The following is a 23,151-nucleotide window of genomic DNA, read 5'->3' on the forward strand; positions in this document are numbered from 1 at the left end:
TGTTTTATGTCTGACTAGTTGTCTTGTTTGGACGTTCACAGGTGACCGTCCCGCTCACGACCCGAAAGGTCTTATCTATCTGGAAGCTGTGGCTGATAAAATCATCCAAGCCCGTACAGGTAATGATCGTCTGTATGTGGCGGATGCTGGCGAGCAGATGATCCTGCCGTTTTCCATCTAACTCCGACAAAACATCGTCGAGAAGCAGGATCGGATACTCCTTTTTGATCTTTTTAACCAGCTCAATCTCCGCCAGTTTGAGCGATAATGCCGCCGTCCTCTGCTGTCCCTGTGAACCGAAGCGCCGGATGTCAATCCCATTGACATAGAAACTTAAGTCATCCCGGTGTGGTCCGACCAGCGTCGTCTTCTGCTTCCGGTCCGCCTCGCGGCTCTTTTTGACTGCCGCTTCCAACTGATCTGCCTCCGTGTTCGGCTCATACTGAATAACAAGCTCTTCCTTTCCGCCCGACAATTTCTGATGGATCGGACGGATCAATTCGTTTAATTCACCGATAAATTTCCGCCGGTACTGGCTCACCTCCCGCCCGTAGGAAGCAAGCTGCATATCCCATATATCCAGCATCTCCTCGTACTCGGGATGGAAAAACAGCTCCTTTAAGAGCTTATTTCTCTGTATCACTACCCGGTTGTACTGCACCAGCGAATGAACATAGAGCCGGTTTAACTGGCATAATTCCAGATCAATAAAACGGCGCCGATCCGCCGGCCCGTTCTTAATGAGATTCAGATCTTCCGGCGAAAAAAACACCACGTTAACGATGCCAAAAAGCTCGCTCGCCCGCCGGATCGGAATCCCGTTGACCGCCACGCCCTTCGTCTTATTTTTCTTTAGGTGCATGTCGATCCGGTATGGCACATCGTCCTTGCGAAGCTGCATCTTGATGTGGGACTCGTCCTCTCCGAATTCGATGATCTCCCTGTCCTTGCTGCCGCGGTGGGACTTGGTCGTCGCACACACGTAGACCGCTTCGAGGATATTGGTTTTACCCTGCGCGTTGTCTCCGTAGAGAACATTCGTCCCCGGATCAAAATCCATATGTAATTCCCCGTAATTGCGATAATTTTTGAGTTCGATCGATTCGATAAACATGAAACCATCCTTTATTTGGTGATTGTTACGGTCTCTCCGTCATACTCGACTTTGTCTCCGTCGTAAAGCTTCTTGCCGCGCTGCATCTCCACCGCACCATTGACCTTCACAAGCCCGTCCTGAATCGCAAATTTAGCATCCACGCCGGACTCTACCAGACCAGCTGCCTTAAGCGCCTGACCCAGTTTTATAAATTCATCTCTCAGTTTTATCTCCATCTTATTTCAGATCCTTTCTGTCACTGTCTGCCTGCACCTGCCATGTCTAAAAATGGCAGGTTAGATCGCTGCCGCATTGAAATTGACCGGCAGGATCAGATAGATGTAAGTCTCCTCCTCGTCCCGGATAAAGCACGGGGATTTCGGATTCATCATGTACAGAGTCACTTCCTCATCATCGATGATTCGCAGCGCATCACCCAAAAACTTCGGGTTGAAGCCGATCATCAGGTCTTTTCCAAACTTGGTAATCGCCAGACGGGCATCCATCGTACCGAAAGCGGAATGCATCTTTAACTCCATTTCTTCATCGGTAAAGTTTAAGATCAAAGGTTTCTTATCATTTTCACGGACGAGAATGCTCGCACGGTCGATCGCATCCATGAAATCGCGGCGGTTCAAGGTAACTTTCGTCTCATAATCGGAGGAAAGCATCTGATTGATCCGGAAATACTCGCCCTCAATCAGGCGGGATAACACGATCGTGTCGTCAAATTCAAACATGATGTGGTTGGTGCTGAAGAAAATCTGTACCTCAGAGTCGTTGTCACCGTTTAAGATCTTGCTGATCTCACCTAAAGTCTTGCCAGGAACGATGACTTTTATATCACTGTACTGTTCTTTTAATGCAACTTTGCGGATCGACATGCGGTGTCCGTCGAGGGAAACGAGCTTAAGTTCATTGCCGGTGACCTCCATCAGCTCACCGGTCATCATCTTGTTGCTGTCGTTCGGCGAGATCGAGAAGATCGTCTGGCGAATGATCTCTTTTAAGGTAAACTGGGAAAGTGTGATGAATTTATCCCGCTCAATGTGGGGAATATAGGAAAATTCATCGCCGTCCTTGCCCTGAATCTGGAAAATAGCCTTGTCACAGGTGATCGTCGTGTTGTATTTTTCATCCGATTCGATCGTGATCGTAGAATTTTCGCCGGAGAGCTTGCGGATAATATCGGAAAAAAGCTTGGCATCAAGAGCGATTTTTCCACGTTCCAGGATCGTTCCTTCGACCTTCGTCTCAATTCCCAGCTCCATATCGTTGCCGGTCAGTTTGATTTCATCCGAAACAGCATCGATCAGGATGCATTCGAGAATCGGCATGGTGGTTTTGGAAGGAACGGCCTTCAGAACAATGTTGATGCCGTTCATTAAATGATCTTTTTCAAATGAAAGCTTCATGTTTGTTGATAACTCCTTTGCTAAAAATAACGTGGAACGGAAAGAAAAGATATATATAAATTTCGTCGCAATCGTAGTAGGGGCTGTGAATATGTGGAATTCTCCGGACAGCCCTGAAAATATAGGGGTTCAGACTCCTTTTGAATGGTTAAAAAGGCTGTGCAAAACTGTCCGGAACCGGCTGGATAACTTTTGAATTATCCACAGCCCTGAAATGGAGCAAAATGTGGGAAAAGTTATCCACAGGTTTTCAACCACTTTTCCACGCGAAAATGTGGAAGAAACCTACTGTGGGCTGATCTTTTTCATTAAGATTTCCACTGTATTGCGAAGCGATTCGTTTTTCTCCATATCGGCAGCGATCTTGTCGTGACCGTGGATGATCGTCGTGTGATCCCGACCGCCTAAATATTTGCCGATATTCTGCAGGGAAGTTCCGAGCATCGAACGGCAGATATACATCACGATCTGGCGCGGGAATACGATCTCCTTGTTGCGCTTCTGGGAGGAAATGTCAAGCGGAGTGATACCAAAATGATCGGCAACGACCTGGATGATCAGCTCCGGGGTCACTTCCTTCTCCGCGTTCGGGGAAATGAGATCCTTGAGCGCTTCCTCCGCCAGCTCCGTCGTGATCTCCTTGTTATTTAACTTGGAAAGGGCGACGATCTTGGTGAGGGCGCCCTCGAGCTCACGGATGTTGGACTTGACGTTGGTGGCGATGTACTTGATCACTTCATTATCTATATTGTAGCCCTCGAGTTCCTCTTTTTTGCGGAGGATCGCCATACGGGTTTCATAATCCGGCGACTGGATATCGACGGTCAAGCCCCATTCGAAACGGGAACGAAGCCGTTCTTCCAGCGTCTCGATCTCTTTCGGCGGCTTATCTGAGGAGATAATGATCTGTTTTTTCGCTTCATAGAGTGCGTTGAAGGTATGGAAAAATTCTTCCTGTGTTGATTCCTTACCGATAATAAACTGGATATCATCGATGAGGAGGACGTCGTTGTTTCTGTATTTTTCACGGAACTCCGTGGTGGAAATATTGTTTTTGTTCCGGATCGCATCGATCAGTTCGTTCGTAAACTTCTCACTTGTAACGTAGAGAACCTTCGCTTTTGGATTGTTTTTTAAGATAAAATGTCCGATCGAGTGCATAAGATGCGTTTTTCCCAGACCTACACCCCCGTAAATGAAGAGAGGGTTGTAGATCTCACCCGGAGATTCTGCCACGGCGAGGGAAGCGGCGTGCGCTAAGTTATTGTTCGCGCCGACGACGAAGGTGTCGAATGTGTAGCGCGGATTTAAGTTCGCATCCTGGATGAGCTGGCGGCTGACCTCGGACGGGCGGTTGATCAGATGGCTTTTGTCCGTCTCTTTTTGCGGCTCATCGACCTGTTCGATGGTGACAAAATCGACCTCACACTCGATTCCGGTTAGTTCTTCGATGGTAATCTGGATCAAAAGTCCGTATTTTTTTTTGATATAGCCGAGAAATTGCACATCCGGAACCAGGATCTGAAGGGTGCCGTCTTTCATGGAATAAGGCTGCGTCGGAAGCAGCCATGTTTTGAAAGAAACGTCCGTCAGTTCGTGTTCTTCTTTAATATGGAGGAGAATTTCATCCCATTTTTCCTTAATTTTCTCTATCATACTGTGTCTCCTAAACGTAAAAAGCAGCCAAAACTGCAAAATAACCCAATCTAAGTTCTATTCTACATGATTTGTCCACATTTTTCAATAAAAACCCGCAATGTGAATAAGTGAAATTCAGTTATCCACGTGGAAAAAACGCCGAAAAATAAGGCTTTTTGGTGAATGGGTGTGAACAATCAGAAGCTTATCCAGATCGTATTCCACGGCTTTTCCACAAGTTATCCCCAAAATGTGGATAAGTGGAGGATAAGCTGTGAATAGGTGGCGGGAATGCTGATAAAATAAGGATTTTTTTATCCACAAAATGGAAATGCCTCGGCGTGTATACTGTATACAACAAGGCACCGCGACAGCAATCGACGATCGATCTGTGGGGAAGCAGGATCGAAATGGTGGAAAAACCACAGAAATTCCTTGTTCTATGAGGATTAAAAAGATCAAAATAGTGGTTGACGAATGCGGAATTCTTCTATATAATGGAGAAGATGTTTAATTACAATAGTCTAACTATGTTGAGAAGAATGCGGATTTCGGCGTGAGCCGGAGGAAGCGTGGATTTCTCTTACTATATTATGGATGAGGAGGTGTATGCAGACATGAAGATGACATTTCAGCCGAAGAAAAGACAGAGAGCAAAAGTTCATGGATTCCGTGCGAGAATGAGCAGCGCAGGTGGAAGAAAAGTTCTGGCTGCCAGAAGAGCAAAAGGTAGAGCAAAATTATCTGCTTAATGAACGAGGCCGCAATCGAGTTATAGATTGTGGCCTTTCTTAATATTCATAGAAAAAGTTCTATGAAATTAAGAAAAGCTCTGCGATGCACACTCGGTGCAGGGGAAAATGATTGCTAATGCAATCGCACCTCGGTGCGTGAATCCGGCGAGCCGGATTCTATTTTATTCATAGGAAATTGCGTCCTATGAATAAAAAACGCTCCGCGAGGATGCGCACTTGCGCGAAGCAGAAACATGTCGCAAGCGACCGCGCTCGGCGCGAGAATGTGCCAGGGCACATTCTTTTTTATATTATTTATCATTGGTGATTTTAATGAAGCGTTTTAATTCAATTAAGAAGAACAGCGAATTTCAAAAGGTTTACAAGACAGGGAAATCCTATGCCAATAAGCTTCTGGTTATGTACGTGAAGCGGGTGGATGACGGGAAGGATCCTCGGATCGGTATCTCCGTCAGCAAAAAGGTTGGAAACAGCGTGGTCCGCCATCACGTGACAAGGTTGGTACGGGAGAGCTATCGGTTAAATAAGGACAGAGTCAGACTCGGATTAGACATCGTAGTCGTTGCCAGACCGGCAGCGAAAGAAGCAGACTTCAAAAAAATTGAGAGTGCATACCTGCACTTATGCGGACTGCATAACATTCTGGAGAATCGAAGTGAGAATATTGATTAAGAAGATCTTGATAAAGATGATTCGGGGATATCAGCTCTATATTTCCCCTATGACAGGACCTCACTGCAAGTACACGCCGACGTGCTCGGAGTACGCCATCCAGGCACTTAAAAAGTACGGCGCTGTAAAAGGTATGATTTTGGTATGTAAGCGGATTCTTCGCTGTAATCCATTTGCAGAAGGCGGTTATGATCCAGTTCCGTAAAGGATGAGGAGGTAGTTCATTGGACGTTAGCGTTTTAGTTGCGACAAAGGCAGGTTCGATCATGGGACCGATCGCCAGCGTGTTTGGTTATATCATGGACTTTTTATTCCGGATTACCAGCAGCATGGGGATCATGAATATCGGTCTGTGTATCATCCTGTTTACCATTATCACAAAGTTACTGTTATTTCCTCTGACGATCAAACAGCAGGAATCGTCAAAACTTATGTCGCTTATGAACCCTGAAATCAAGGCGGTTCAGAATAGGTATAAGGGAAAAACCGATCAGGCATCGATGGCTAAACAACAGGTCGAGATGCAGGCAGTCTATGAGAAATATGGCTCGAATCCGATGGCAGGATGTCTGCCGATGGCGATTCAGCTTCCGATTATCTTCGCTTTGTACCGGGTTATCTACAACATTCCGGCATACGTACCGTCAGTACGTGTCTTTTTTGACAACGTAGCGAACCCGCTGATGGGGCAGCCGGATTACATCAACAAGATTTCCGAGCTGGCAAGCGGTGTCGGCATGGCGGTGGACAAGGTAGACTACACCGTGGCAAACAAAGTCGTAGATATGTTATATAAGTTGACACCGGCTGGATGGGATACGCTGGAAAGTTTATTCCCGCAGATCTCTTCGACGATCGCAGAAAATGCGAGCAAGATTGAGCAGATGAACTATTTCTTCGGCATCAATCTGGCAACTCCGCCGTTTACCGGTTTTAACCACATCACGATCGCATGGATCATCCCGATCCTTGCGGGTCTGACCCAGTGGCTCTCCACCAAGCTGATTTCCAATTTACAGCAGGTGGATCAGGACGCGCCGGGCGCGAGCATGATGAACAGCATGATGATCACGATGCCGCTGATGTCCGTATTCTTCTGTTTCTCCCTGCCGTCCGCGATCGGTATCTACTGGGTCGTTCAGGGTGCATTCCAGCTCGTTCAGCAGCTGATCGTAAATGCACATATGAACAAGATCGATGTCGATGATCTGATCCGCCGCAACGTGGAGAAGATGAACAAGAAGAGAGCGAGAAAAGGTCTGCCGCCGGCCAATGTCAGCGAGAAGGCAAGCGTGAATTTAAAGGCGCTTCAGGCACGCGAGGATGCGGAAAGCAAGGCGAAAGAGGACAAGATCTCCCGCAATAAAAAGCAGATGGAGGCGTCTGAAGCATTTTACAATTCCGATCCGAAGCCGGGCAGTCTGGCTTCCAAGGCCAAGATGGTGCAGAAGTACAACGATAAGCACGCGAAAAAATAGAAGGAGGGCGCAGGATGGATATGATTACGGTTACCGCTAAGACAGTCGATGAGGCAGTAACAAAGGCACTGATTGAACTGGAAACCACCAGTGATAAATTAGAGTACGAAGTGGTCGAAAAAGGAAGCGCCGGATTTCTGGGGATCGGCGCGAAACCGGCGATCATCCGTGCTAAGAAAAAAGAGACGCTCGAGGATCGTGCGATCGACTTTTTAAGCCAGGTATTTGATGCGATGAACTTAGATGTGAAGATCGCAGCGGCTTTCAATGAGGAAGAGTGCGAGATGAACATTGACCTCTCCGGCGAGGATATGGGTATTTTGATCGGTAAGAGAGGTCAGACCCTGGATTCTCTCCAGTATCTGGTCAGCCTGGTTGTCAACAAGAAGAGCGAGAATTACGTCCGCGTGAAGCTCGATACCGAGAATTACCGCGAGAGACGGAAAGAGACGCTTGAGACACTGGCAAAGAACATTGCTTACAAGGTAAAGAGAACGAAACGTTCCGTATCTTTGGAGCCGATGAACCCGTATGAGAGACGGATCATTCATGCAGCGCTGCAGAATGACAAGTATGTCACCACCCGCAGCGAGGGCGAGGATCCGTTCCGGCATGTGATTATTTCGCTGAAGCGTGAGGGCAGACGCGAGAGAAGTGACGGGTATGGGAGATATGAGAAGTAAATAAGTGTGACGAAGAAGGTCTGGAGGTATCTAGACCTTCTTTTTTGTGGGGGATCGAGCGCGAGAGGTTTATCGTGAAAACATGAAAAAAGAAATAAATATTAGACTAGATTTGTAAATAAAGATGGGAAAATGCTTCCATATGGTATAGAATAAGAAGATAAAAAGCAAGGAAGGATTTATATATATGGTATATACAGATACAATCGCCGCGATCGCGACGGCGCTTTCGAGTTCGGGGATTGGGATTATCCGGATTAGCGGTTCGGACGCTGTGGCGGTGGCGGAGCGGATGTTTGAACCGGCGGTGGCGGGGAAGAGGCTTTCAGAGCAGAAAACGTATACGATTCATTATGGATATATTCGGGATGGAGAGGAACGGATCGATGAAGTGCTGCTTCTTTTGATGCGCGGTCCGCACAGTTATACGGCGGAGGACACGGTAGAGATTGACTGTCACGGAGGCGTTCTGGTGATGAAGCGGATTCTGGAGCTGGCGGTAAAATGTGGGGCGCGGCTGGCGGAACCAGGCGAATTTACGAAGCGGGCGTTTTTAAATGGCAGAATTGATCTTTCGCAGGCGGAAGCCGTGATCGATGTGATCCAGTCGAAAAATGAGTATGCGCTGCAGTCTTCGGTCAGCCAGTTGAGCGGTTCAATGTCGCGGAAAGTGCGGGAACTCCGCGAAAAACTAATCTATGAGATCGCCTTTATTGAGTCCGCACTTGATGATCCGGAGCATATTTCCCTGGACGGATACCCGGAGCGCCTTCGGGAGACGCTGCAGCCGATTGAGATGGAACTGGAGACGTCGATCGGGACGTTTGACAACGGGCGTATCATGACGGAGGGGATCAAAACCGTGATCTTAGGTAAGCCGAATGCAGGAAAATCGTCCCTGATGAATGTACTGCTGGGAGAGGATCGCGCGATTGTGACAGAGATCGCCGGTACGACACGCGATACGCTGGAGGAAAATATCCGTCTGCGCGGGCTTAGTTTAAATTTGATCGATACGGCGGGCATCCGGGAAACGGAGGATATCGTTGAAAAGATTGGCGTGGAACGGGCGAGAAAAATTGCGGATGAGGCAGATTTGATCTTGTATGTGGTCGATGGATCAAGGAAGCTGGATGAAAATGACCGTCAGATCCTCGATTTGATCCGGGGACGGAAGGTGATCGTCCTCTTAAATAAGACAGATCTGGAACCGGTTCTCACAGAAGAAGCGCTTCGCGAAGCGTGCGGGCAGGAAGTGATCCCGGTATCGGCGAAGGAACAGCAGGGAATTGATCGATTGGAGGAAAAAATTCAGACGATGTTCTTGCAGGGAAACCTGAATTTCAACGATCAGGTCATGCTGACAAACGTCCGTCACAAGACGGCGATGGAGCAGGCGCTGAAAAGCCTGCGCCTGGTCGAGACAAGCATCGACAATGCGATGCCGGAGGATTTTTTCTCGATTGATCTGATGGATGCCTATGAACATCTTGGAACGATCCTTGGGGAATCACTGGAAGAGGATCTGGTGAATGAGATTTTCAGCCATTTTTGTATGGGGAAATAGATCAATTTTTTTGCAAGGTTTCTTTCCCTGTGGTATGATAGGGTGGACCTGAAAATAAGAAAGCATATGAGGCGTTTGATCGAATTGAAATGTGCAGCTACAGTAAAATCGGCTGCGAATCATACGGCGCATGAGCCGCAGTGTTTATCTCAGTCGAGAAGACTCCCGTGGTGAGTAATAGCAAATTTGTCTCAGTGGAAGCCTTGTCTCCGACTGAGATAAACGCTCCGCGAGGATGCGCAGTGATTCTGTAAAGAATATGTCAGCTTACGCTGACCAGAATCACGCGCCAAGTCTCACGGACGTTCGACTTGAATAGAACGCAGAGATAGAGAGGAAAGAGGAAACATGCCCTGTTTAACAGAAAATTATGATGTAGCGGTCGTCGGGGCGGGACACGCCGGCTGTGAGGCGGCGCTGGCAAGCGCGAGACTGGGACTCGAGACGATCGTGTTTACCGTCAGCGTGGACAGCATCGCCCTGATGCCGTGCAACCCGAATGTCGGCGGAAGCTCGAAGGGCCACTTGGTGCGCGAGCTGGATGCGCTCGGCGGCGAGATGGGAAAAAATATAGATAAAACCTTTATACAGTCCAAGATGCTCAACCAGTCCAAGGGACCGGCGGTGCATTCGCTCCGCGCGCAGGCGGACAAGCAGGAATACACCCGCCAGATGCGCCGTACCATGGAAAATACCGATCACCTGACGATCCGTCAGGGAGAGGTGGCAGAGCTGATCGTGGAAGAAGGTCAGATCAAAGGACTGAAAACGTACTCCGGCGCGACGTATTACTGCAAGGCGGTGGTGCTGGCAACGGGAACGTACCTGAAAGCGAGATGTATCTATGGCGATGTGAGTAATCCGACCGGACCGAATGGTCTGCAGGCGGCAAAACATCTGACAGACTCCCTGAAAAAGCTGGGAATCGAGATGTTCCGTTTCAAGACGGGCACACCGGCGCGTGTCGATAAGCGCAGCATCGATTTTTCTAAGATGGAAGAGCAGTTCGGCGATGAGAGGGTTGTGCCATTTTCTTTTTCCACCGATCCGGAGTCGGTGCAGAAGGAGCAGGTGTCCTGCTGGCTGACCTATACCAATGAGAAAACACATGAGATCATCCGCAACAACCTGGATCGATCGCCCCTCTTTTCGGGCGCGATCGAGGGAACAGGTCCGCGTTACTGTCCATCGATCGAGGATAAGGTGGTAAAATTTCCAGATAAGAACCGTCATCAGGTTTTTGTCGAGCCGGAGGGAATTTATACGAATGAAATGTATCTGGGCGGTATGTCCAGTTCCCTGCCGGAGGATGTGCAGTACGCGATGTACCGTACCGTGCCGGGACTCGAAAATGTAAAAATTGTTCGAAATGCATATGCAATTGAGTACGATTGTATCAATGCACGCCAGTTAAAGGCATCGCTGGAATTTAAGGCGATCCGGGGATTGTTCAGCGGCGGTCAGTTTAACGGAAGCTCCGGTTATGAGGAAGCGGCGGTACAGGGCTTTATGGCGGGTGTCAATGCGGCGCGCGAAGTGCTGGGAAAAGAACCGATCATCCTCGACCGTTCCCAGGCATATATCGGTGTCTTGATCGACGATCTGGTTACCAAAGAAAACCATGAACCGTACCGGATGATGACGTCGCGTGCGGAATACCGCCTGCTTTTGCGTCAGGACAACGCGGATCTGCGTCTTTCCCCGATCGGGCATGAGATTGGACTGGTCAGTGATGCGATGTATGAGCGTGTCCTCTGGAAAGAAAACATAATCGAGGAAGAGGCAAAGCGTCTGGAGAAGATCAACATTGGCGCTGGAAAAGAAGTGCAGGAATTTTTAGAGCGCCACGGAAGCACCCCGCTCAAGACCGCGGCAACGCTGGCAGAGCTGGTACGCCGTCCGGAGTTAAGCTATGAAGCACTGGCAGAGCTGGATCCGAACCGTCCGGAACTTCCGGAAGATGTGATCGAGCAGATCAACATCAACATCAAGTATGACGGCTATATCCGCCGCCAGCTGCAGCAGGTTGCACAGTTCAAGAAGATGGAGAGCCGGAAGCTGGATGAAAACTTCGACTATTCCACGGTCGGAAGCCTGCGCCGTGAGGCAGTACAGAAATTAAATCTCTATAAACCGGCAAATATCGGTCAGGCATCCCGAATCGCGGGCGTGTCACCGGCGGATATTTCGGTGCTGCTGGTACACTTAGAGCAGAGCCGCCATGCGGGGCATGGGGAAAAGAAGAAAGAACTGTAAATATAGAAACGAGCGGATTCAGAGTTACTGTACACGGGCAGGCACTTTTGGAACCGAAAGTGCCGTAAGAAAACCTGGTGGCAGGAGGAATTTGCCGTATTTAAATGCGAAGCCACGGCAAATTCCGTTACTGGGCACGTATGCGTGAACAGTAACGATTCAGAGACTGCATGGAAACAGGTAAACGCATTGCAGCAACTCAAAATGTAAGATAGATAAGAACCTGAGAAAAAATAGAACATATCATAAAGGATATATTTATGGCAGAAGAAAATAAAGTAGAAAGCGGTGTGGTTCTGGCTCCGGCAGACTTTACCGAGCAGCTTCAAAAAGAAGCGCAGGAGATGGGCGTCACGTTAAATGAACACCAGATCAAGCAGTTCTACGATTACTATGAACTGTTGATTCATTGGAATACGATGGTGAATCTGACAGCGATCACGGAACAGAAGGAAGTTGTGACCAAACATTTTTCGGATAGTCTGGCACTTGTGAAAGCAGTGCCGGATCTGGCAGAGAAAGAGTATACGTTGATCGATGTTGGAACGGGAGCTGGATTTCCGGGTATCCCGTTAAAGATTGCATTTCCAAATTTAAAGGTCACGCTTCTCGATTCTTTAAATAAGCGGATCAACTTTCTGAACGAGGTAATTCAGGCATTGGAACTGGAAAAAATTCAGGCGGTTCACGGACGGGCGGAGGATGCGGCACATGATAATGTTTCACGTGAAACATTTGATTTCTGCGTTTCACGCGCGGTGGCAAATCTGTCCACGCTGTCGGAATACTGCCTGCCATTTGTCAAGGTGGGAGGCTGGTTTGTACCGTACAAATCAGGCAAACTGGAGGAAGAGATGAAGACGGGAAAAGGTGCGATCCGCAAGCTGGGCGGCGAGTTGGAGGATGTGATTTCCTTCCACCTTGCCAATGAGGATGAGCGTAACCTGGTCCGGATTCATAAGACAGAGAGGACGGGAAAGAAGTATCCGAGAAAAGCGGGAACGCCGTCGCGGGAGCCGTTGAAATAAAGCAATCACAAAAGGTGGATAGAGAAAGACTGTATATGGAACACGTAGGATATGCAGTCTTTCTTTTTCATATAGGCGGGGTTTAAACAAAAATGTATGACTGAATATTTGTTCTGGAAGATTGTGTTCCAGAAGCCGTATCAGGTATATGACGGAGGAAATCTGGAGAAGCGGGTAGAGGCGATGGCAGAGCTGGAAATAATAGGGAAAATTTATAAAATTTGAGTTTTCGTTACAGAATATAGTTTTTTTGTGCGAAAGCCGAAGAGATCGAGTGGGAATAATGTAGAATAAAGAGGAGCATTCCGGGGGCTTTGTTTGTATATAGATAGTGCGGCGGGACCTGGATGAAACAATAGGACCGTTCCTATCAAGAAGAAACAAACAAGGCGTACGGAAGGATGACGCTGTGAATATGAAAGATACTGGAAAAATGGTATCTGCATCATGGCATGAGTATGAAAAAGCAATTTTTATGGAGATGTGGGAAAGAGAGAGTAGCTGTTCACGGGTAGGCACTTTTGGAACCGAAAGTGCCGTAAGAAAACGTGGTGGCAGCAGGAATTTGCCGTATTTAAATGCGGCAAATTCCGTTACTGGGCACGTATGCATGAACAGTAATAAGCTTCGTCCTATGACGAAAAAACGCTCCGCGGTATGCATACTTATTATCCTTTTTTAAGAAAAAAACATATGGATCGCATCCATCACGGCATCCGGCTGTTCTAACTGCGGCAGATGTTTGGTCTTTGGGATGATAGAGGACTCGATTGCGGAATTATAAATCTTGTAATCCTGAATCGTCGCCTCGATCATCGGTTCCTCGGAACCGCCGATGATGAAGATGCTGTTGTCGATCTTCCTGAGAGCATTGGAAATATTGCACTTGGTATAGCGGCATTCAATACTGGAGAAGATCGCTTTCGGACATTCACCGAGATGTGCGGCTTCGTGGCTGCGGTCGATCTGAACTGGTTTTACGGTATACGGATTGTAAAAATATTTGGTGCGGAATGCCTCTTCGATCATAGAGCGGCTGCACGCAATGTGGTAAATGAGCGTTCCAGCCAGCGGGAGATCCAGAAGAAGCTTATAAAGCTTGGCATTTTTACCCGGAAGCTGACAACAGTCGGTAAGGCTGCTCGGGTTGATGAGCATGATCTGATCAAACAGTTCTGGAGAGTTGCTGCACGCCATGATAGACAGTGCCGCTGAATCACCGGTGGAGAGAATGTTGGTCCGATGTCCGATCTCAGATTTGATAAAATCACAGATCAGCTGGACAAACAGGTAATTTGTGTAGGTCAGGTTCGGCTTCTCGGAACGTCCGCAGCCGAGAAGGTCGAGCGTGTAGACGGTGTAGGAGCGGCTGAGCTGTTCGCGGATGGATTCCCACTCATAACCGCTCGATGCAAAGTGCAGATCGTGAATCAACAGAAGCGGTTTGCCGGAACCGCATTTTGTATAGTAGATATTTCCCAGCCGCCATTTGTAGCAGAGAGAATTCTCTTCCCGGGTCAGACCGCGGGAGGTGGCAGAAAATTGAATATATTTATTTAAAAGTGCCAGTGAAACTGCGCCGCCGGCGGACAGCATCAGGCAGGTCATGATCTTGTTTTTTGTGTTCATATAGAAAGCTCCTTTTGAATCGAAAAATTAAACTCGAAAATATCTCATCAAGTAATTCTATTATACCATAAATACTAAATTCAGCTATCGCCTTTGGCTCTGCTTCATTAAGTATTTAGGTATGACTCGCACTAGGATCGAAAATGCATCGCTAAGTGTTCATATATATCATATGAACGTATTCTCACCCGTCCACTCACGAACCCGCGCTATCGCGCTCTACCGCCCTGCTTCGCATGGCTGTTCGTTCCTTAATGGCGCAAGAAAAGAATATGTCTGCTTCGCAGCCGCATTCTTTTCTTCTGCGCTCATTATATCACGATTCGCATCTTCGATGCTTACCACTGCTGACGCAGCTATCGTGATCGCCATTCGCCGTTCGCCATAAATCTGCAAGCAGCTTTCTGGCTCACTTGCACTCATTATATCATATTTTCCTGTATTCCAGTTCAGCTATTTCCAGCGTGTTTTTCACAGAATATCAGTTCACAGATGTGTGCCCAAGTAACGGGATTTTGCCGATGCTTCGCATTTTAAATCGGAAAAATCTGCAACCAGAACGGTAGCGTTCGGAATTTTCAGTTCAGAAAATTTCTACCTGTGAACAGTTATGAACATGCCATTTTATGTAAACAAAATTTCATTGAAAATAGATATTAAACTTATTATAATGTTCACGTATCAAAAAATCAATCGATGGGGAAAGAAATGCGCGATATGATAAAGAAGGAAAATAAGTTATGCTTTCAGCATCGTATGGAATGGAAGACAGAGAAATCTTTTCAGTTGTCGGCGGGCAGGCAGCGGCTGCTGGCGGAAACGATACGCGAACTGAAGCAGGAAGGGCGCTTAGACGAGGAGAAGCTGGCGATGCAGCATGGTACGACATCCATTTACCGCCACAGCCTCAATGTTGCCTACACAAGCCTTTGGATGATGGAACGGTGGCAGATTCGCTTGGAACCAAAATCACTTGTGAGAGGGGCATTGCTGCACGATTATTTTTTGTATGACTGGCATCAGAAGGATTCCTCGCACCGCCTGCACGGCTTCCGTCACTCGAAAACAGCGCTTGGAAATGCACAGAGAGATTACCATTTAAATTGGAAGGAAAAAAATATCATCGCACGTCATATGTTTCCGCTGATACCGGTGCCGCCTCAGTGCCGCGAGGCATGGATTGTGTGTCTGGCAGATAAATGGTGTGCTCTGGGGGAGACGGTGGAGCCGATGTTTCACGTGAAACATTTTAAATGAAATTTTTCTAAAAAAGTAGGAAATGAGTTTTAAGTGTGTTATACTATTAGGCAAGACAAGAACGGGAAAAAGCTGGAAATCGCTGTGCGGATGCCTGCGGGAAGGCTTTTTCCTGTCTTTCATGTGAGATAAAACCGAGGAAATGGAAGGAATACGGTATGGGACGAACGATTGCGATTGCAAATCAGAAGGGCGGCGTAGGTAAAACGACAACGGCGATCAACCTGTCGGCATGCCTGGCAGAGGCGGGACAGAGGGTTCTGACGATCGATTTTGATCCGCAGGGAAATGCAACCACTGGTTTGGGATTGGAAAAAGAACAGATTGAAGATACAGTCTATGAGCTGCTTTTGGGCGATTGCACACTGGAGGACTGTCTGATGCGCGATGTTCAGGAAAATCTGGATGTTCTTCCTTCGGATTCGAATCTGGCAGGAGCTGAGATTGAACTTCTGGATGTGGAAAATAAAGAGTCGGTGTTAAACGGTTATCTGGAGACAATCCGCGATCAGTATGATTTTATTATCATCGACTGCCCGCCGTCGCTGAGTCTTTTGACGATCAATGCGCTGGTAGCGGCAGATACGGTGCTGGTGCCAATCCAGTGCGAATATTATGCGCTGGAAGGACTGAGCCAGGTACTCCGGACGATCGGTCTGGTCCGGAAAAAGATGAATCCGTCGCTGGAGCTGGAGGGCGTGGTATTTACCATGTATGATGCGAGAACGAATCTCTCCCTGCAGGTCGTAGAGAATGTAAAACAGAACTTAAATGAGCGGATTTACAAGACGATCATACCGAGAAATGTGCGACTGGCGGAGGCGCCGAGCCACGGAATGCCGATCAACCTGTACGACAGCCGCTCGACCGGTGCAGAGAGCTACCGTCTGCTGGCAGCAGAGGTGATCAGCCGGGGAGAAGAGCTGTAGGCAGGAAAATAACGGTGAAGTGAAATTCAGAAAGGATGCCTGCCGGGGGCGTCGGGAGGTTCGTGAGGAGGAAGGAAATGTCAAAGAGAACGGGGCTTGGCAGAGGACTGGGAGCTTTTTTTGGAAATGATTACGAGGATGCAGAAGCGGGAAAAAGCAGCGCAAAGCCATCGGATGAAGCCGGAAAAAAGACTTCCGTTCGTGAGACGGAACAGGAGATAGAGAAAAAGAGCCTGGAAGAGCTGGATATGGTGCTTCCGGGATCTAAAAAACAGAAAAAATCGGCGTCTGCCGGAAAGACAGCTGCGAAAACAGTGGGAAAAGGCAGCCGTGTGGGAGTTGCAAAGGCATCCGGAAAGACGACGACAGAAGGAAAAACCCGCACAGCCGGGGAGACGGCGGCAAAATCGAAGACACAGACGGCAAAAGCGGAGCCGGTCGTAAAGATCGTTGAGGTGGAAAAAGAGAAATTTCTAAATATTTCGGAGATTGAGCCAAATGTCAGCCAGCCGCGTAAGATGTTTGATGAAGAACAGCTCGGAGAGCTGGCAGAATCCATCCGCCGTTACGGCGTGCTGCAGCCGCTTCTGGTTCAGAAAAAGGGCGATCGTTATGAGCTGATTGCCGGAGAGCGCCGGTGGAGAGCTGCCAAACTGGCAGGATTTCGGGAAGTTCCGGTGATCGTGCGCGAGTATACGAGACAGCAGACGATGGAGATCGCCCTGATCGAGAATGTACAGCGTGCAGATTTAAATCCGATTGAGGAGGCGAAAGCCTACCAGATGCTGATTCAGGAGTTTGGGCTGCGTCAAGAGGATGTGGCAGAGCGCGTAGCGAAGAACCGTGCGACGATCACGAACAGCATGCGTCTTTTGAAACTGGATGAGAGAGTGCAGGAGATGCTGATTCAGGACCGGCTTACCGGAGGTCATGCGAGAGCGCTTCTTTCGCTGGAAGATGGTGAAAAACAGTACCAGTTGGCGCTTAAAACAGTAGAAAATCATTTGAGCGTCCGCGAGGTCGAGCGTCTGGTGAAAGAGCTTTTGAAGCCGAAAAAGGCGAAAAAGAAAGCAGATCCGGAACGCGATATGGAGGTCTTTTTCAAGGATGTGGAAGAGAAGCTGAAAGGGGTTATGGGAACGAAGGTTTCGATCAACCGCAAGGATAAGAATAAAGGCAGAATCGAGATCGAATACTATTCATCAGCGGAACTGGAACGTCTGATAGAGCTTTTGGAGTCATTAAGACAGTAATCACACAAAATTCGTCCCAGGGGACGGATGATGGGAAATGAGGAATGAAAGATGGAGAGCAGTATTTTTAGCGGGATTGGCATCGATCCGGGGGTTATCGTGATCGTTCTGGCGATCCTGACACTCATATCATTTATTGCATCCGTCATCTGTTTTTCGCAGTATCGGAAGTTGTATCGCAGATATGATATGTTTATGCGGGGAAAAGATGCGGAGACGCTCGAAGACACGATCATGGAACTGGTGGATGAGACCGAGTATCTGCGGGCAAAGGACGGAGATACAAAACGCCTGGTGGATTCGGTTGTCTCCAAGGCGCAGGCTGGATACCAGAAAACAGGTATTGTCAAGTACAATGCGTTTAAGGGCATGGGCGGCAATCTGAGTTTTGTCATTGCCATGCTGGATGATAACAACACGGGATTTGTGCTGAATTCTGTTCACAGCCGTGAAGGCTGTTACCTGTATCTGAAGGATGTCGTAGAGGGCAAGACCGAGGTGCTTTTAGGAAGTGAAGAGAAGGAAGCACTGGAGCGTGCGCTTGGGTATAAGTAAGGAAAATAAAGGATAGAAATGAGGCGGCTGTATGTGTTGGCAGCAGCTGCGGATTGTAGTTAGAAGGAGTCAATATGCATCGTTTTTTGCGAGCTGCCGGATTTAGTATGTATCAGAAGAAGAAGGACATCCGTGCCCTGCTTCGCTGTTTGGCGAGAGAGGCGGGAACCTCCAGCTGTCTTCAGCTTGACAGGGAGACCGAATTATATGAGATCAAGACAGAAGTTGCGCCGGGGATCGGCGTGGCGATGTATGGGGAGCTGAATGAGCAGGATGAGATGGAGATAGAGTATTATTATCCCTATATCCTGAACGAGGAGGTAACCTCGCGGGCAGAATGTTCCATTCAGCGTCATACGGAGAAGGAAACCTATGCGGGGCTTCTGGATGAGTATAAGGTAGGGCTTTCGCTGATCTTTTATCTCTTGAATCCGATCGAATACAGGGAGTGTTACCGGAAAGAGCGCGAGCGCTTACAGGTGACTTCGGTCAGCCTGGCAGGATTTGCCAATCGGGGCAAGGTGCTTCTTCCGATCAAAAAGACGGCGCTGCAGATTGAAAAAGCCAAAGTGGCGGCGAAAAACCGGGATGAACTTTTGGAAGCGGCAAAAAATGGCGACGAGGATGCGATGGAGTCCTTAACAATCGAGGATCTGGATCTCTATTCGATGGCATCGCGCCGGGCGACGAGAGAGGATATTTATTCGATCGTCGATACAACTTTTATGCCAAGCGGGATCGAGTGCGATCAGTATTCGATTTTAGGCGAGATCAAAGAGGTTATATGTAAGAAAAACCGGTTTACCGGCGAGGAAATCTATGATCTCAAGGTGGAATGCAACGATCTGTATTTCCGCGTGGGTATCAATAAGATGGACCTGCTTGGAGAACCGCTTCCGGGACGTCGGTTTAAAGGAAAAATATGGATGATGGGAACGGCTCATTTTGCGTAAAGGTCTATAAAAATCGTCGGATTCAGGTCCGGATGGAGATAAAAGCAAATGAGACGGTAGAACAGAAATTGCATACGGAGCAAGTGGGAAGAGAAAATAGTTGCGGAACACATGAAAATGAATTATAATAAAGTGCAGTATGAAAAGACGATATATGTTTCACGTGAAACATATAAATCTCTGTAGCTCAGTGGGATAGAGTGTTCGCCTCCTAAGGTAGAACCATGGCGGAACCCTTTTGAAGAAAAAGGGTAGCGTTTGAGGGTCACTTAAGGAAGCAAAATCTGAAAAATCAGAAGAGATAAGAAAGAGATAATTCATCACGAAAGTGATTGAGTTCATAAAGTTGGTCGCCGTGACCGAAAAGGCTGAAAAAGCCCGAAAATACGGCATTTGTTCCCATAGTTAAATGGATATAACAAGCGCCTCCTAAGGTTGCGTTACAACGGCCACCTCAAAAAAAACTAAATAAGGGATTGCAGTTCGACTTTGATCGGGCTATAATCATATATCAGACACGTCCATATAGCTCAGCTGGATAGAGCACACGCCTCCTAAGGTTGTGCTCTACCAGCTGCCTTACGGGGAAAAGTGATCGTTGCCAGTCTCAATTTAATATAAGTCTCTGTAGCTCAGCAGGATAGAGCGTTCGCCTCCTAAGCGAAAGGCCGTGGGTTCGAATCCCGCCAGGGACGCCAGCAAACACGCCGAAAACCTTTGATTTATCAGGGTTTTCGGCTTTTCTTATTTCTGCGGCTTTTGTGGCTTTTTTGCAAAAAACCTTGGTTTGCTAACATTTGCTAACGAGATTTGGCCTTTTGCTAAGAAAGGCGGTAAGTCAGAGGTTCGATTTTTACCAAAGGAACTTGCAAACATTTGTTAGCAGAAATTAGAGGAAGTTGCAAACAAAATCGCGAATTTGCTAACATCGCTCAAAAATGCTTTCAGAACCTTGCTAACAAAAAAAGTGTTTGGTCACTGTGCAAAGTGGTTCAAACGAAGAAAACCTCTCACAAAGTGAGAGGCGTTCTTCTGAGGGAGGGACTTTATAAAGCTTTTGCCAGCTGCTTGAGCAGTGCGGCAGTTTCGGGATTTTTAAGCAGTTCCAGTATCTTCGCTGCATCACTTTCATCACTTTCAGTGACGGCAGTATCCGCAGTTTTAGGCTCTGTATCTTCAACAGGGTCAGGAGTCTTAGAGGAATAAAAAGCTTCCTCCAATCGCTGAGCGTTTATGCACCGATCCTCGTCGATGATGTGAGAATAGACATCCGCAACCATTTTAACCTGAGCATGACCAGAGTCACCCTGGACTGATTTCATATCGCCGCCATTGAGTTTCAGCTTGTAGGTGATGCTGGAGTGGCGAAGAGAATGGAACACAACATGAGGCAGTCCGTTTTCTTTGATAAGTTTATTGAAAGCACGGTTAATCACCTGACTTTCCATCGGACGGCCATTGCTGGAGCAAAAGACCAGGTTATTGTCGATGTATTCATCTCCAAACAGATCCATCAGCTCATCAATTTCTTTTTTTCTCTCTACCAGCATATAGGCAACTGTTTTCGGCAGGTACACGCGGCGAATACTGGTTTTGGTTTTAGGCTCTTTCAGGACCAGAGCAGTATGGGTACTGGCTATGCAAGGTGGAAACTTCTTAATAACACCTTTGTCGCTCAAATCGTCCAATGCACCTCGTGTAACCCGTTGCAGCTCTTTGTTGACGAATATATAAGCTGAACCATTTTCTATGCTCTGTGGTGCAATATCAATGCAGTCCCAGGTAAGGCCCAGCATTTCGCCAATGCGTAAAGAGCAGGAGAACGCCAGATTTAAGGCAAGGGAGAGGATAGGATCATCACAGACTTCCATAGCCTTGCTCAGCGTTTCGGCAGTCCATATATCCCGTTCTTTATGTTCTTCTTTGGGAAGTGTCGCATTCAGGACAGGGTTACGGCTGATTAGTTCCCAACGCACCGCCTGATTAAAGGCACTGCGAAGTAGCTTGTGAATTTCTCTTACTGTATGCGGGGTCAGATATTCGCTTGTGGGTTTGCGGTTGTTGACGCTTACCGTTTTCACAGAGAGCAGATCACGGTAATACTTATCCATCATCCTTGGAGTGATGTCGGATAGTAACATATCTCCGATAATAGGAGTTATGTAGTTTCTCGCCAGACCACGGCGGCTTTCATATGTTGACATTGCCCAGGTATTTACACCATAGATGGACATATATTCATCGAGCAGATCGTTCAGGGTCTTTGCCGTAGGAATAAAGAAGGTTCCAGAGTCCTGCTCATACTCAATTTGCTTTTTTCGTTTTTTTGCTTCTGCATTTGTGCTGAAGGTTTCCCAACGCTGTCTGCGTTTTCCGTTTTCATCTGTGTAATCATACACCACAGAATATTTGCTTTTACGCTTCACGATAGATGCCATTTTCATTGCTCCTTTCTGAGATTTTCACATAATGAGTTTGCTTTTGATACCAGGCTTCAAAACTGCTGGTAATGATACGAATTCTTCGATCAATCAAGGTCGTCTCAAAATAGCCCCTTTTAACAAGGTCATAAGCTGTGCCAGATTTCAGCCCCAAAAGATCCGCCATTTCCGGAACTGACATCGTAGTATGCCTCCATTTCTCTCCGGGCGGTGTACCATCCACTTTTTTATAGTGGAACTGGCCGGCATACCAATCTTCAAAGCTATCCAGCATAACTCTCATTCGTCCGGCCACTTGAATTGTTTTGAAATAGTTCTTTTTAACCAACCAGTAGGATTCTACTTTACCAAGCCCAAGCATTTTGCCCATCTCTGGTACAGACATACTGGTCTTTACTCTTTGTTTTTGCATGGCTTTTGCCTCCTCTATAAAGTTTTTCTTGCTATGGCCTCATTGTAAGAGAAAGCAGAAAAAAAGTTAAGGATGTCGATTTGGAGATCGGCATCCTTGACAAATCATTCATCTGCGTGATCCAGCCAGTCATCAAAGCTCTTTTTGGAAATGCGGATATGACCGCCGACTCTGACGCTGTGGAATACACCCTGTTTTACCAGATTATATGCTGTGGGACGACTGATACCCAAAATGTCCTGAATCTCATCGACCGTATAGGTTCTTTTGTCATAGCTGACAGGATTTTGTTCATTAAAGCGGTTCAATTCCGCAATTCTTGCTTCAAACATAAAAACGCCTCCTTTATCCGGTAAGTGGCCTTACGGAGCCTCCATTTCCTCCGGAATATGAATATCTAAACTAACTTGCAGAGCATCATCAATCGCTCTCATTTCTTCGCGAGATACGCGCCCAATGTACGATAAAACACGCCTTTTATCAATCGTTTTAATTTGCTCCAGCAGAACAACAGATTTCAGTCCAAGCTCTGGAACGCTCTCCAGTGCATAGTGTGTGGGCAGCTCCTTTTTCTTAATCCATTTACTGGTGAGTGGAGCTACGATCAAAGTGGGGCAGAAAAAATTCCCCACATTGTTTTGAAGAACCAGGACAGGACGGGTGCCGCCTTGCTCTGATCCAAAATAAGGGTTCAAATTGGCATAATATAAATCCCCACGCTTATAAATCCAATCTTCTTTCATGTTCATCCTCCTATGTTTTGAGATTTGATTATGTAAGAAGGAGGCTCTGCAAATTACAGAGTCTCCTTCAATTTAGCGCCTGTTTTATCCCTTACTTGTCCACGACACCCCAGGGATTTGGGTAATCATTAAGCCGCAGGTGGCTGGCCTGCTTCTCAGGAGTTTCACCTCCACTTCGTTTGGTCTTACCCATGGCCTGCGACGGTTATTATCACGCTCGGACTATGGCTGTAAGAGAGCTTTCCTCCTTGTTATGCCATGACCGGATGCCATCCGATGTATTCCAGCCTGATATATTTCTGATAAACCGAAAACTCATCTATACAGCAAAAATGGGTTGGCCTGTTATGCGAGTGGCAGCTCTCAGAAAATATACCGCTGATGTAGCGGC

General features: G+C 47.4%; 25 protein-coding genes and 1 tRNA gene. 16 read left to right on the forward strand and 10 right to left on the reverse strand.

The genetic code is table 11. From position 1 onward, the window contains the following. Window positions 1-4: 4 nt before the first annotated feature. From recF to dnaA, 4 genes are all read right to left on the reverse strand, one after another. Entirely contained in the window at window positions 5-1,114 is a 1,110-nt protein-coding gene (recF, locus tag DXC57_RS04350; protein WP_118651368.1) for a DNA replication/repair protein RecF, read from the reverse strand. A gap of 11 nt (window positions 1,115-1,125) precedes the next feature. Continuing rightward, entirely contained in the window at window positions 1,126-1,332 is a 207-nt protein-coding gene (locus DXC57_RS04355; protein WP_107000960.1) for an RNA-binding S4 domain-containing protein, read from the reverse strand. 60 nt (window positions 1,333-1,392) lie between these two features. Next, entirely contained in the window at window positions 1,393-2,511 is a 1,119-nt protein-coding gene (gene dnaN, locus DXC57_RS04360; RefSeq protein ID WP_022358494.1) for a DNA polymerase III subunit beta, read from the reverse strand. 285 nt (window positions 2,512-2,796) lie between these two features. Continuing rightward, on the reverse strand, window positions 2,797-4,167 hold the full coding sequence (dnaA, locus tag DXC57_RS04370; protein ID WP_022358493.1) for a chromosomal replication initiator protein DnaA: 1,371 nt from the start codon (window positions 4,165-4,167) through the stop codon (window positions 2,797-2,799). Window positions 4,168-4,766: 599 nt separating this feature from the next. On the opposite strand from dnaA, the gene rpmH reads away from it, so the two are divergent. The 10 genes from rpmH (at window position 4,767) to DXC57_RS15585 (ending at window position 13,270) form a co-directional block, all read left to right on the forward strand. After that, on the forward strand, window positions 4,767-4,901 hold the full coding sequence (rpmH, locus tag DXC57_RS04375; RefSeq protein ID WP_087225913.1) for a 50S ribosomal protein L34: 135 nt from the start codon (window positions 4,767-4,769) through the stop codon (window positions 4,899-4,901). Between the two features lie 315 nt (window positions 4,902-5,216). Next, window positions 5,217-5,576: a ribonuclease P protein component gene (gene rnpA, locus DXC57_RS04380; protein WP_118651372.1), complete on the forward strand. Its 360-nt coding sequence runs from the start codon at window positions 5,217-5,219 to the stop codon at window positions 5,574-5,576. Beyond that, a complete protein-coding gene (gene yidD / locus DXC57_RS04385; RefSeq protein ID WP_347501864.1) occupies window positions 5,572-5,781 on the forward strand; it encodes a membrane protein insertion efficiency factor YidD in 210 nt (69 codons plus the stop codon). The genes rnpA and yidD overlap by 5 nt, the downstream gene beginning before the upstream one ends. Before the next feature lie 19 nt (window positions 5,782-5,800). Beyond that, window positions 5,801-7,054: a YidC/Oxa1 family membrane protein insertase gene (locus DXC57_RS04390; protein ID WP_347501752.1), complete on the forward strand. Its 1,254-nt coding sequence runs from the start codon at window positions 5,801-5,803 to the stop codon at window positions 7,052-7,054. Between the two features lie 14 nt (window positions 7,055-7,068). Continuing rightward, window positions 7,069-7,737: an RNA-binding cell elongation regulator Jag/EloR gene (gene jag, locus DXC57_RS04395; RefSeq protein WP_107000956.1), complete on the forward strand. Its 669-nt coding sequence runs from the start codon at window positions 7,069-7,071 to the stop codon at window positions 7,735-7,737. Between the two features lie 187 nt (window positions 7,738-7,924). Then, complete coding sequence (gene mnmE / locus DXC57_RS04400; protein WP_118651376.1) at window positions 7,925-9,304, forward strand: tRNA uridine-5-carboxymethylaminomethyl(34) synthesis GTPase MnmE; 1,380 nt, start codon at window positions 7,925-7,927, stop codon at window positions 9,302-9,304. Window positions 9,305-9,652: 348 nt separating this feature from the next. After that, on the forward strand, window positions 9,653-11,560 hold the full coding sequence (mnmG, locus tag DXC57_RS04405) for a tRNA uridine-5-carboxymethylaminomethyl(34) synthesis enzyme MnmG (RefSeq protein WP_118651378.1): 1,908 nt from the start codon (window positions 9,653-9,655) through the stop codon (window positions 11,558-11,560). 260 nt (window positions 11,561-11,820) lie between these two features. Further along, window positions 11,821-12,588, forward strand: a complete 768-nt coding sequence (gene rsmG, locus DXC57_RS04410) for a 16S rRNA (guanine(527)-N(7))-methyltransferase RsmG (RefSeq protein ID WP_118651380.1) — start codon at window positions 11,821-11,823, stop codon at window positions 12,586-12,588. A 96-nt stretch (window positions 12,589-12,684) separates the two neighbouring features. Continuing rightward, window positions 12,685-12,813: a hypothetical protein gene (locus tag DXC57_RS15825; RefSeq protein ID WP_279221078.1), complete on the forward strand. Its 129-nt coding sequence runs from the start codon at window positions 12,685-12,687 to the stop codon at window positions 12,811-12,813. Window positions 12,814-13,003: 190 nt separating this feature from the next. Continuing rightward, window positions 13,004-13,270 carry a hypothetical protein gene (locus DXC57_RS15585; RefSeq protein ID WP_118651382.1) on the forward strand — a complete coding sequence of 89 codons (267 nt, stop codon included), beginning with the start codon at window positions 13,004-13,006 and terminating at the stop codon, window positions 13,268-13,270. On the opposite strand, the gene DXC57_RS04420 is transcribed toward DXC57_RS15585, so the two are convergent. Together DXC57_RS04420 and DXC57_RS04425 are read right to left on the reverse strand one after the other, a co-directional pair. Further along, window positions 13,267-14,217, reverse strand: coding sequence for an alpha/beta hydrolase (locus DXC57_RS04420; protein ID WP_022358786.1), 951 nt, complete (start codon window positions 14,215-14,217; stop codon window positions 13,267-13,269). The two genes, DXC57_RS15585 and DXC57_RS04420, sit on opposite strands and share 4 nt — an antisense overlap. A gap of 219 nt (window positions 14,218-14,436) precedes the next feature. Next, on the reverse strand, window positions 14,437-14,640 hold the full coding sequence (locus tag DXC57_RS04425) for a hypothetical protein (protein WP_118651384.1): 204 nt from the start codon (window positions 14,638-14,640) through the stop codon (window positions 14,437-14,439). Window positions 14,641-14,934: 294 nt separating this feature from the next. Here DXC57_RS04425 and DXC57_RS04430 point away from each other — a divergent pair, with 294 nt between their 5' ends. The 6 genes from DXC57_RS04430 (at window position 14,935) to DXC57_RS04455 (ending at window position 19,862) form a co-directional block, all read left to right on the forward strand. Next, window positions 14,935-15,474, forward strand: a complete 540-nt coding sequence (locus DXC57_RS04430; protein ID WP_243101281.1) for an HD domain-containing protein — start codon at window positions 14,935-14,937, stop codon at window positions 15,472-15,474. A gap of 158 nt (window positions 15,475-15,632) precedes the next feature. Continuing rightward, entirely contained in the window at window positions 15,633-16,403 is a 771-nt protein-coding gene (locus DXC57_RS04435) for an AAA family ATPase (protein WP_107000951.1), read from the forward strand. Window positions 16,404-16,480: 77 nt separating this feature from the next. After that, entirely contained in the window at window positions 16,481-17,656 is a 1,176-nt protein-coding gene (locus DXC57_RS04440; protein ID WP_118651386.1) for a ParB/RepB/Spo0J family partition protein, read from the forward strand. Between the two features lie 51 nt (window positions 17,657-17,707). Next, a complete protein-coding gene (locus DXC57_RS04445; RefSeq protein WP_107000950.1) occupies window positions 17,708-18,211 on the forward strand; it encodes a DUF4446 family protein in 504 nt (167 codons plus the stop codon). A gap of 74 nt (window positions 18,212-18,285) precedes the next feature. Continuing rightward, window positions 18,286-19,164, forward strand: coding sequence for a DUF3881 family protein (locus tag DXC57_RS04450; RefSeq protein WP_022359164.1), 879 nt, complete (start codon window positions 18,286-18,288; stop codon window positions 19,162-19,164). Between the two features lie 621 nt (window positions 19,165-19,785). Next, a tRNA-Arg gene (locus DXC57_RS04455) sits at window positions 19,786-19,862 on the forward strand. Between the two features lie 348 nt (window positions 19,863-20,210). Here DXC57_RS04455 and DXC57_RS04460 read toward each other — a convergent pair. From DXC57_RS04460 to DXC57_RS04475, 4 genes are all read right to left on the reverse strand, one after another. Continuing rightward, window positions 20,211-21,602 (reverse strand): tyrosine-type recombinase/integrase, encoded by a 1,392-nt coding sequence (locus DXC57_RS04460; protein WP_007862346.1) that lies wholly within the window; start codon window positions 21,600-21,602, stop codon window positions 20,211-20,213. Continuing rightward, entirely contained in the window at window positions 21,580-22,017 is a 438-nt protein-coding gene (locus tag DXC57_RS04465; RefSeq protein ID WP_002569113.1) for a helix-turn-helix domain-containing protein, read from the reverse strand. The genes DXC57_RS04460 and DXC57_RS04465 overlap by 23 nt, the downstream gene beginning before the upstream one ends. 104 nt (window positions 22,018-22,121) lie before the next feature. Next, entirely contained in the window at window positions 22,122-22,349 is a 228-nt protein-coding gene (locus DXC57_RS04470) for a helix-turn-helix domain-containing protein (RefSeq protein ID WP_002569114.1), read from the reverse strand. 30 nt (window positions 22,350-22,379) lie between these two features. Continuing rightward, window positions 22,380-22,760 carry a type II toxin-antitoxin system PemK/MazF family toxin gene (locus DXC57_RS04475; protein WP_002569115.1) on the reverse strand — a complete coding sequence of 127 codons (381 nt, stop codon included), beginning with the start codon at window positions 22,758-22,760 and terminating at the stop codon, window positions 22,380-22,382. Window positions 22,761-23,151: the final 391 nt, after the last annotated feature.

This window comes from Clostridium sp. TF06-15AC, from assembly GCF_003481165.1.
Classification (GTDB): domain Bacteria; phylum Bacillota; class Clostridia; order Lachnospirales; family Lachnospiraceae; genus Otoolea; species Otoolea fessa.

Coding starts and splice junctions, on each gene's coding strand:
- recF (WP_118651368.1), bottom strand. CDS start 1,114: ATGTTTATCGAATCGATCGAACTCAAAAATTATCGCAATTACGGGGAA.
- DXC57_RS04355 (WP_107000960.1), bottom strand. CDS start 1,332: ATGGAGATAAAACTGAGAGATGAATTTATAAAACTGGGTCAGGCGCTT.
- dnaN (WP_022358494.1), bottom strand. CDS start 2,511: ATGAAGCTTTCATTTGAAAAAGATCATTTAATGAACGGCATCAACATT.
- dnaA (WP_022358493.1), bottom strand. CDS start 4,167: ATGATAGAGAAAATTAAGGAAAAATGGGATGAAATTCTCCTCCATATT.
- rpmH (WP_087225913.1), top strand. CDS start 4,767: ATGAAGATGACATTTCAGCCGAAGAAAAGACAGAGAGCAAAAGTTCAT.
- rnpA (WP_118651372.1), top strand. CDS start 5,217: ATGAAGCGTTTTAATTCAATTAAGAAGAACAGCGAATTTCAAAAGGTT.
- jag (WP_107000956.1), top strand. CDS start 7,069: ATGGATATGATTACGGTTACCGCTAAGACAGTCGATGAGGCAGTAACA.
- mnmE (WP_118651376.1), top strand. CDS start 7,925: ATGGTATATACAGATACAATCGCCGCGATCGCGACGGCGCTTTCGAGT.
- mnmG (WP_118651378.1), top strand. CDS start 9,653: ATGCCCTGTTTAACAGAAAATTATGATGTAGCGGTCGTCGGGGCGGGA.
- rsmG (WP_118651380.1), top strand. CDS start 11,821: ATGGCAGAAGAAAATAAAGTAGAAAGCGGTGTGGTTCTGGCTCCGGCA.
- DXC57_RS15825 (WP_279221078.1), top strand. CDS start 12,685: ATGACTGAATATTTGTTCTGGAAGATTGTGTTCCAGAAGCCGTATCAG.
- DXC57_RS15585 (WP_118651382.1), top strand. CDS start 13,004: ATGAAAGATACTGGAAAAATGGTATCTGCATCATGGCATGAGTATGAA.
- DXC57_RS04420 (WP_022358786.1), bottom strand. CDS start 14,217: ATGAACACAAAAAACAAGATCATGACCTGCCTGATGCTGTCCGCCGGC.
- DXC57_RS04425 (WP_118651384.1), bottom strand. CDS start 14,640: ATGAGTGCAAGTGAGCCAGAAAGCTGCTTGCAGATTTATGGCGAACGG.
- DXC57_RS04430 (WP_243101281.1), top strand. CDS start 14,935: ATGATAAAGAAGGAAAATAAGTTATGCTTTCAGCATCGTATGGAATGG.
- DXC57_RS04435 (WP_107000951.1), top strand. CDS start 15,633: ATGGGACGAACGATTGCGATTGCAAATCAGAAGGGCGGCGTAGGTAAA.
- DXC57_RS04440 (WP_118651386.1), top strand. CDS start 16,481: ATGTCAAAGAGAACGGGGCTTGGCAGAGGACTGGGAGCTTTTTTTGGA.
- DXC57_RS04445 (WP_107000950.1), top strand. CDS start 17,708: ATGGAGAGCAGTATTTTTAGCGGGATTGGCATCGATCCGGGGGTTATC.
- DXC57_RS04450 (WP_022359164.1), top strand. CDS start 18,286: ATGCATCGTTTTTTGCGAGCTGCCGGATTTAGTATGTATCAGAAGAAG.
- DXC57_RS04460 (WP_007862346.1), bottom strand. CDS start 21,602: ATGGCATCTATCGTGAAGCGTAAAAGCAAATATTCTGTGGTGTATGAT.
- DXC57_RS04465 (WP_002569113.1), bottom strand. CDS start 22,017: ATGCAAAAACAAAGAGTAAAGACCAGTATGTCTGTACCAGAGATGGGC.
- DXC57_RS04470 (WP_002569114.1), bottom strand. CDS start 22,349: ATGTTTGAAGCAAGAATTGCGGAATTGAACCGCTTTAATGAACAAAAT.
- DXC57_RS04475 (WP_002569115.1), bottom strand. CDS start 22,760: ATGAAAGAAGATTGGATTTATAAGCGTGGGGATTTATATTATGCCAAT.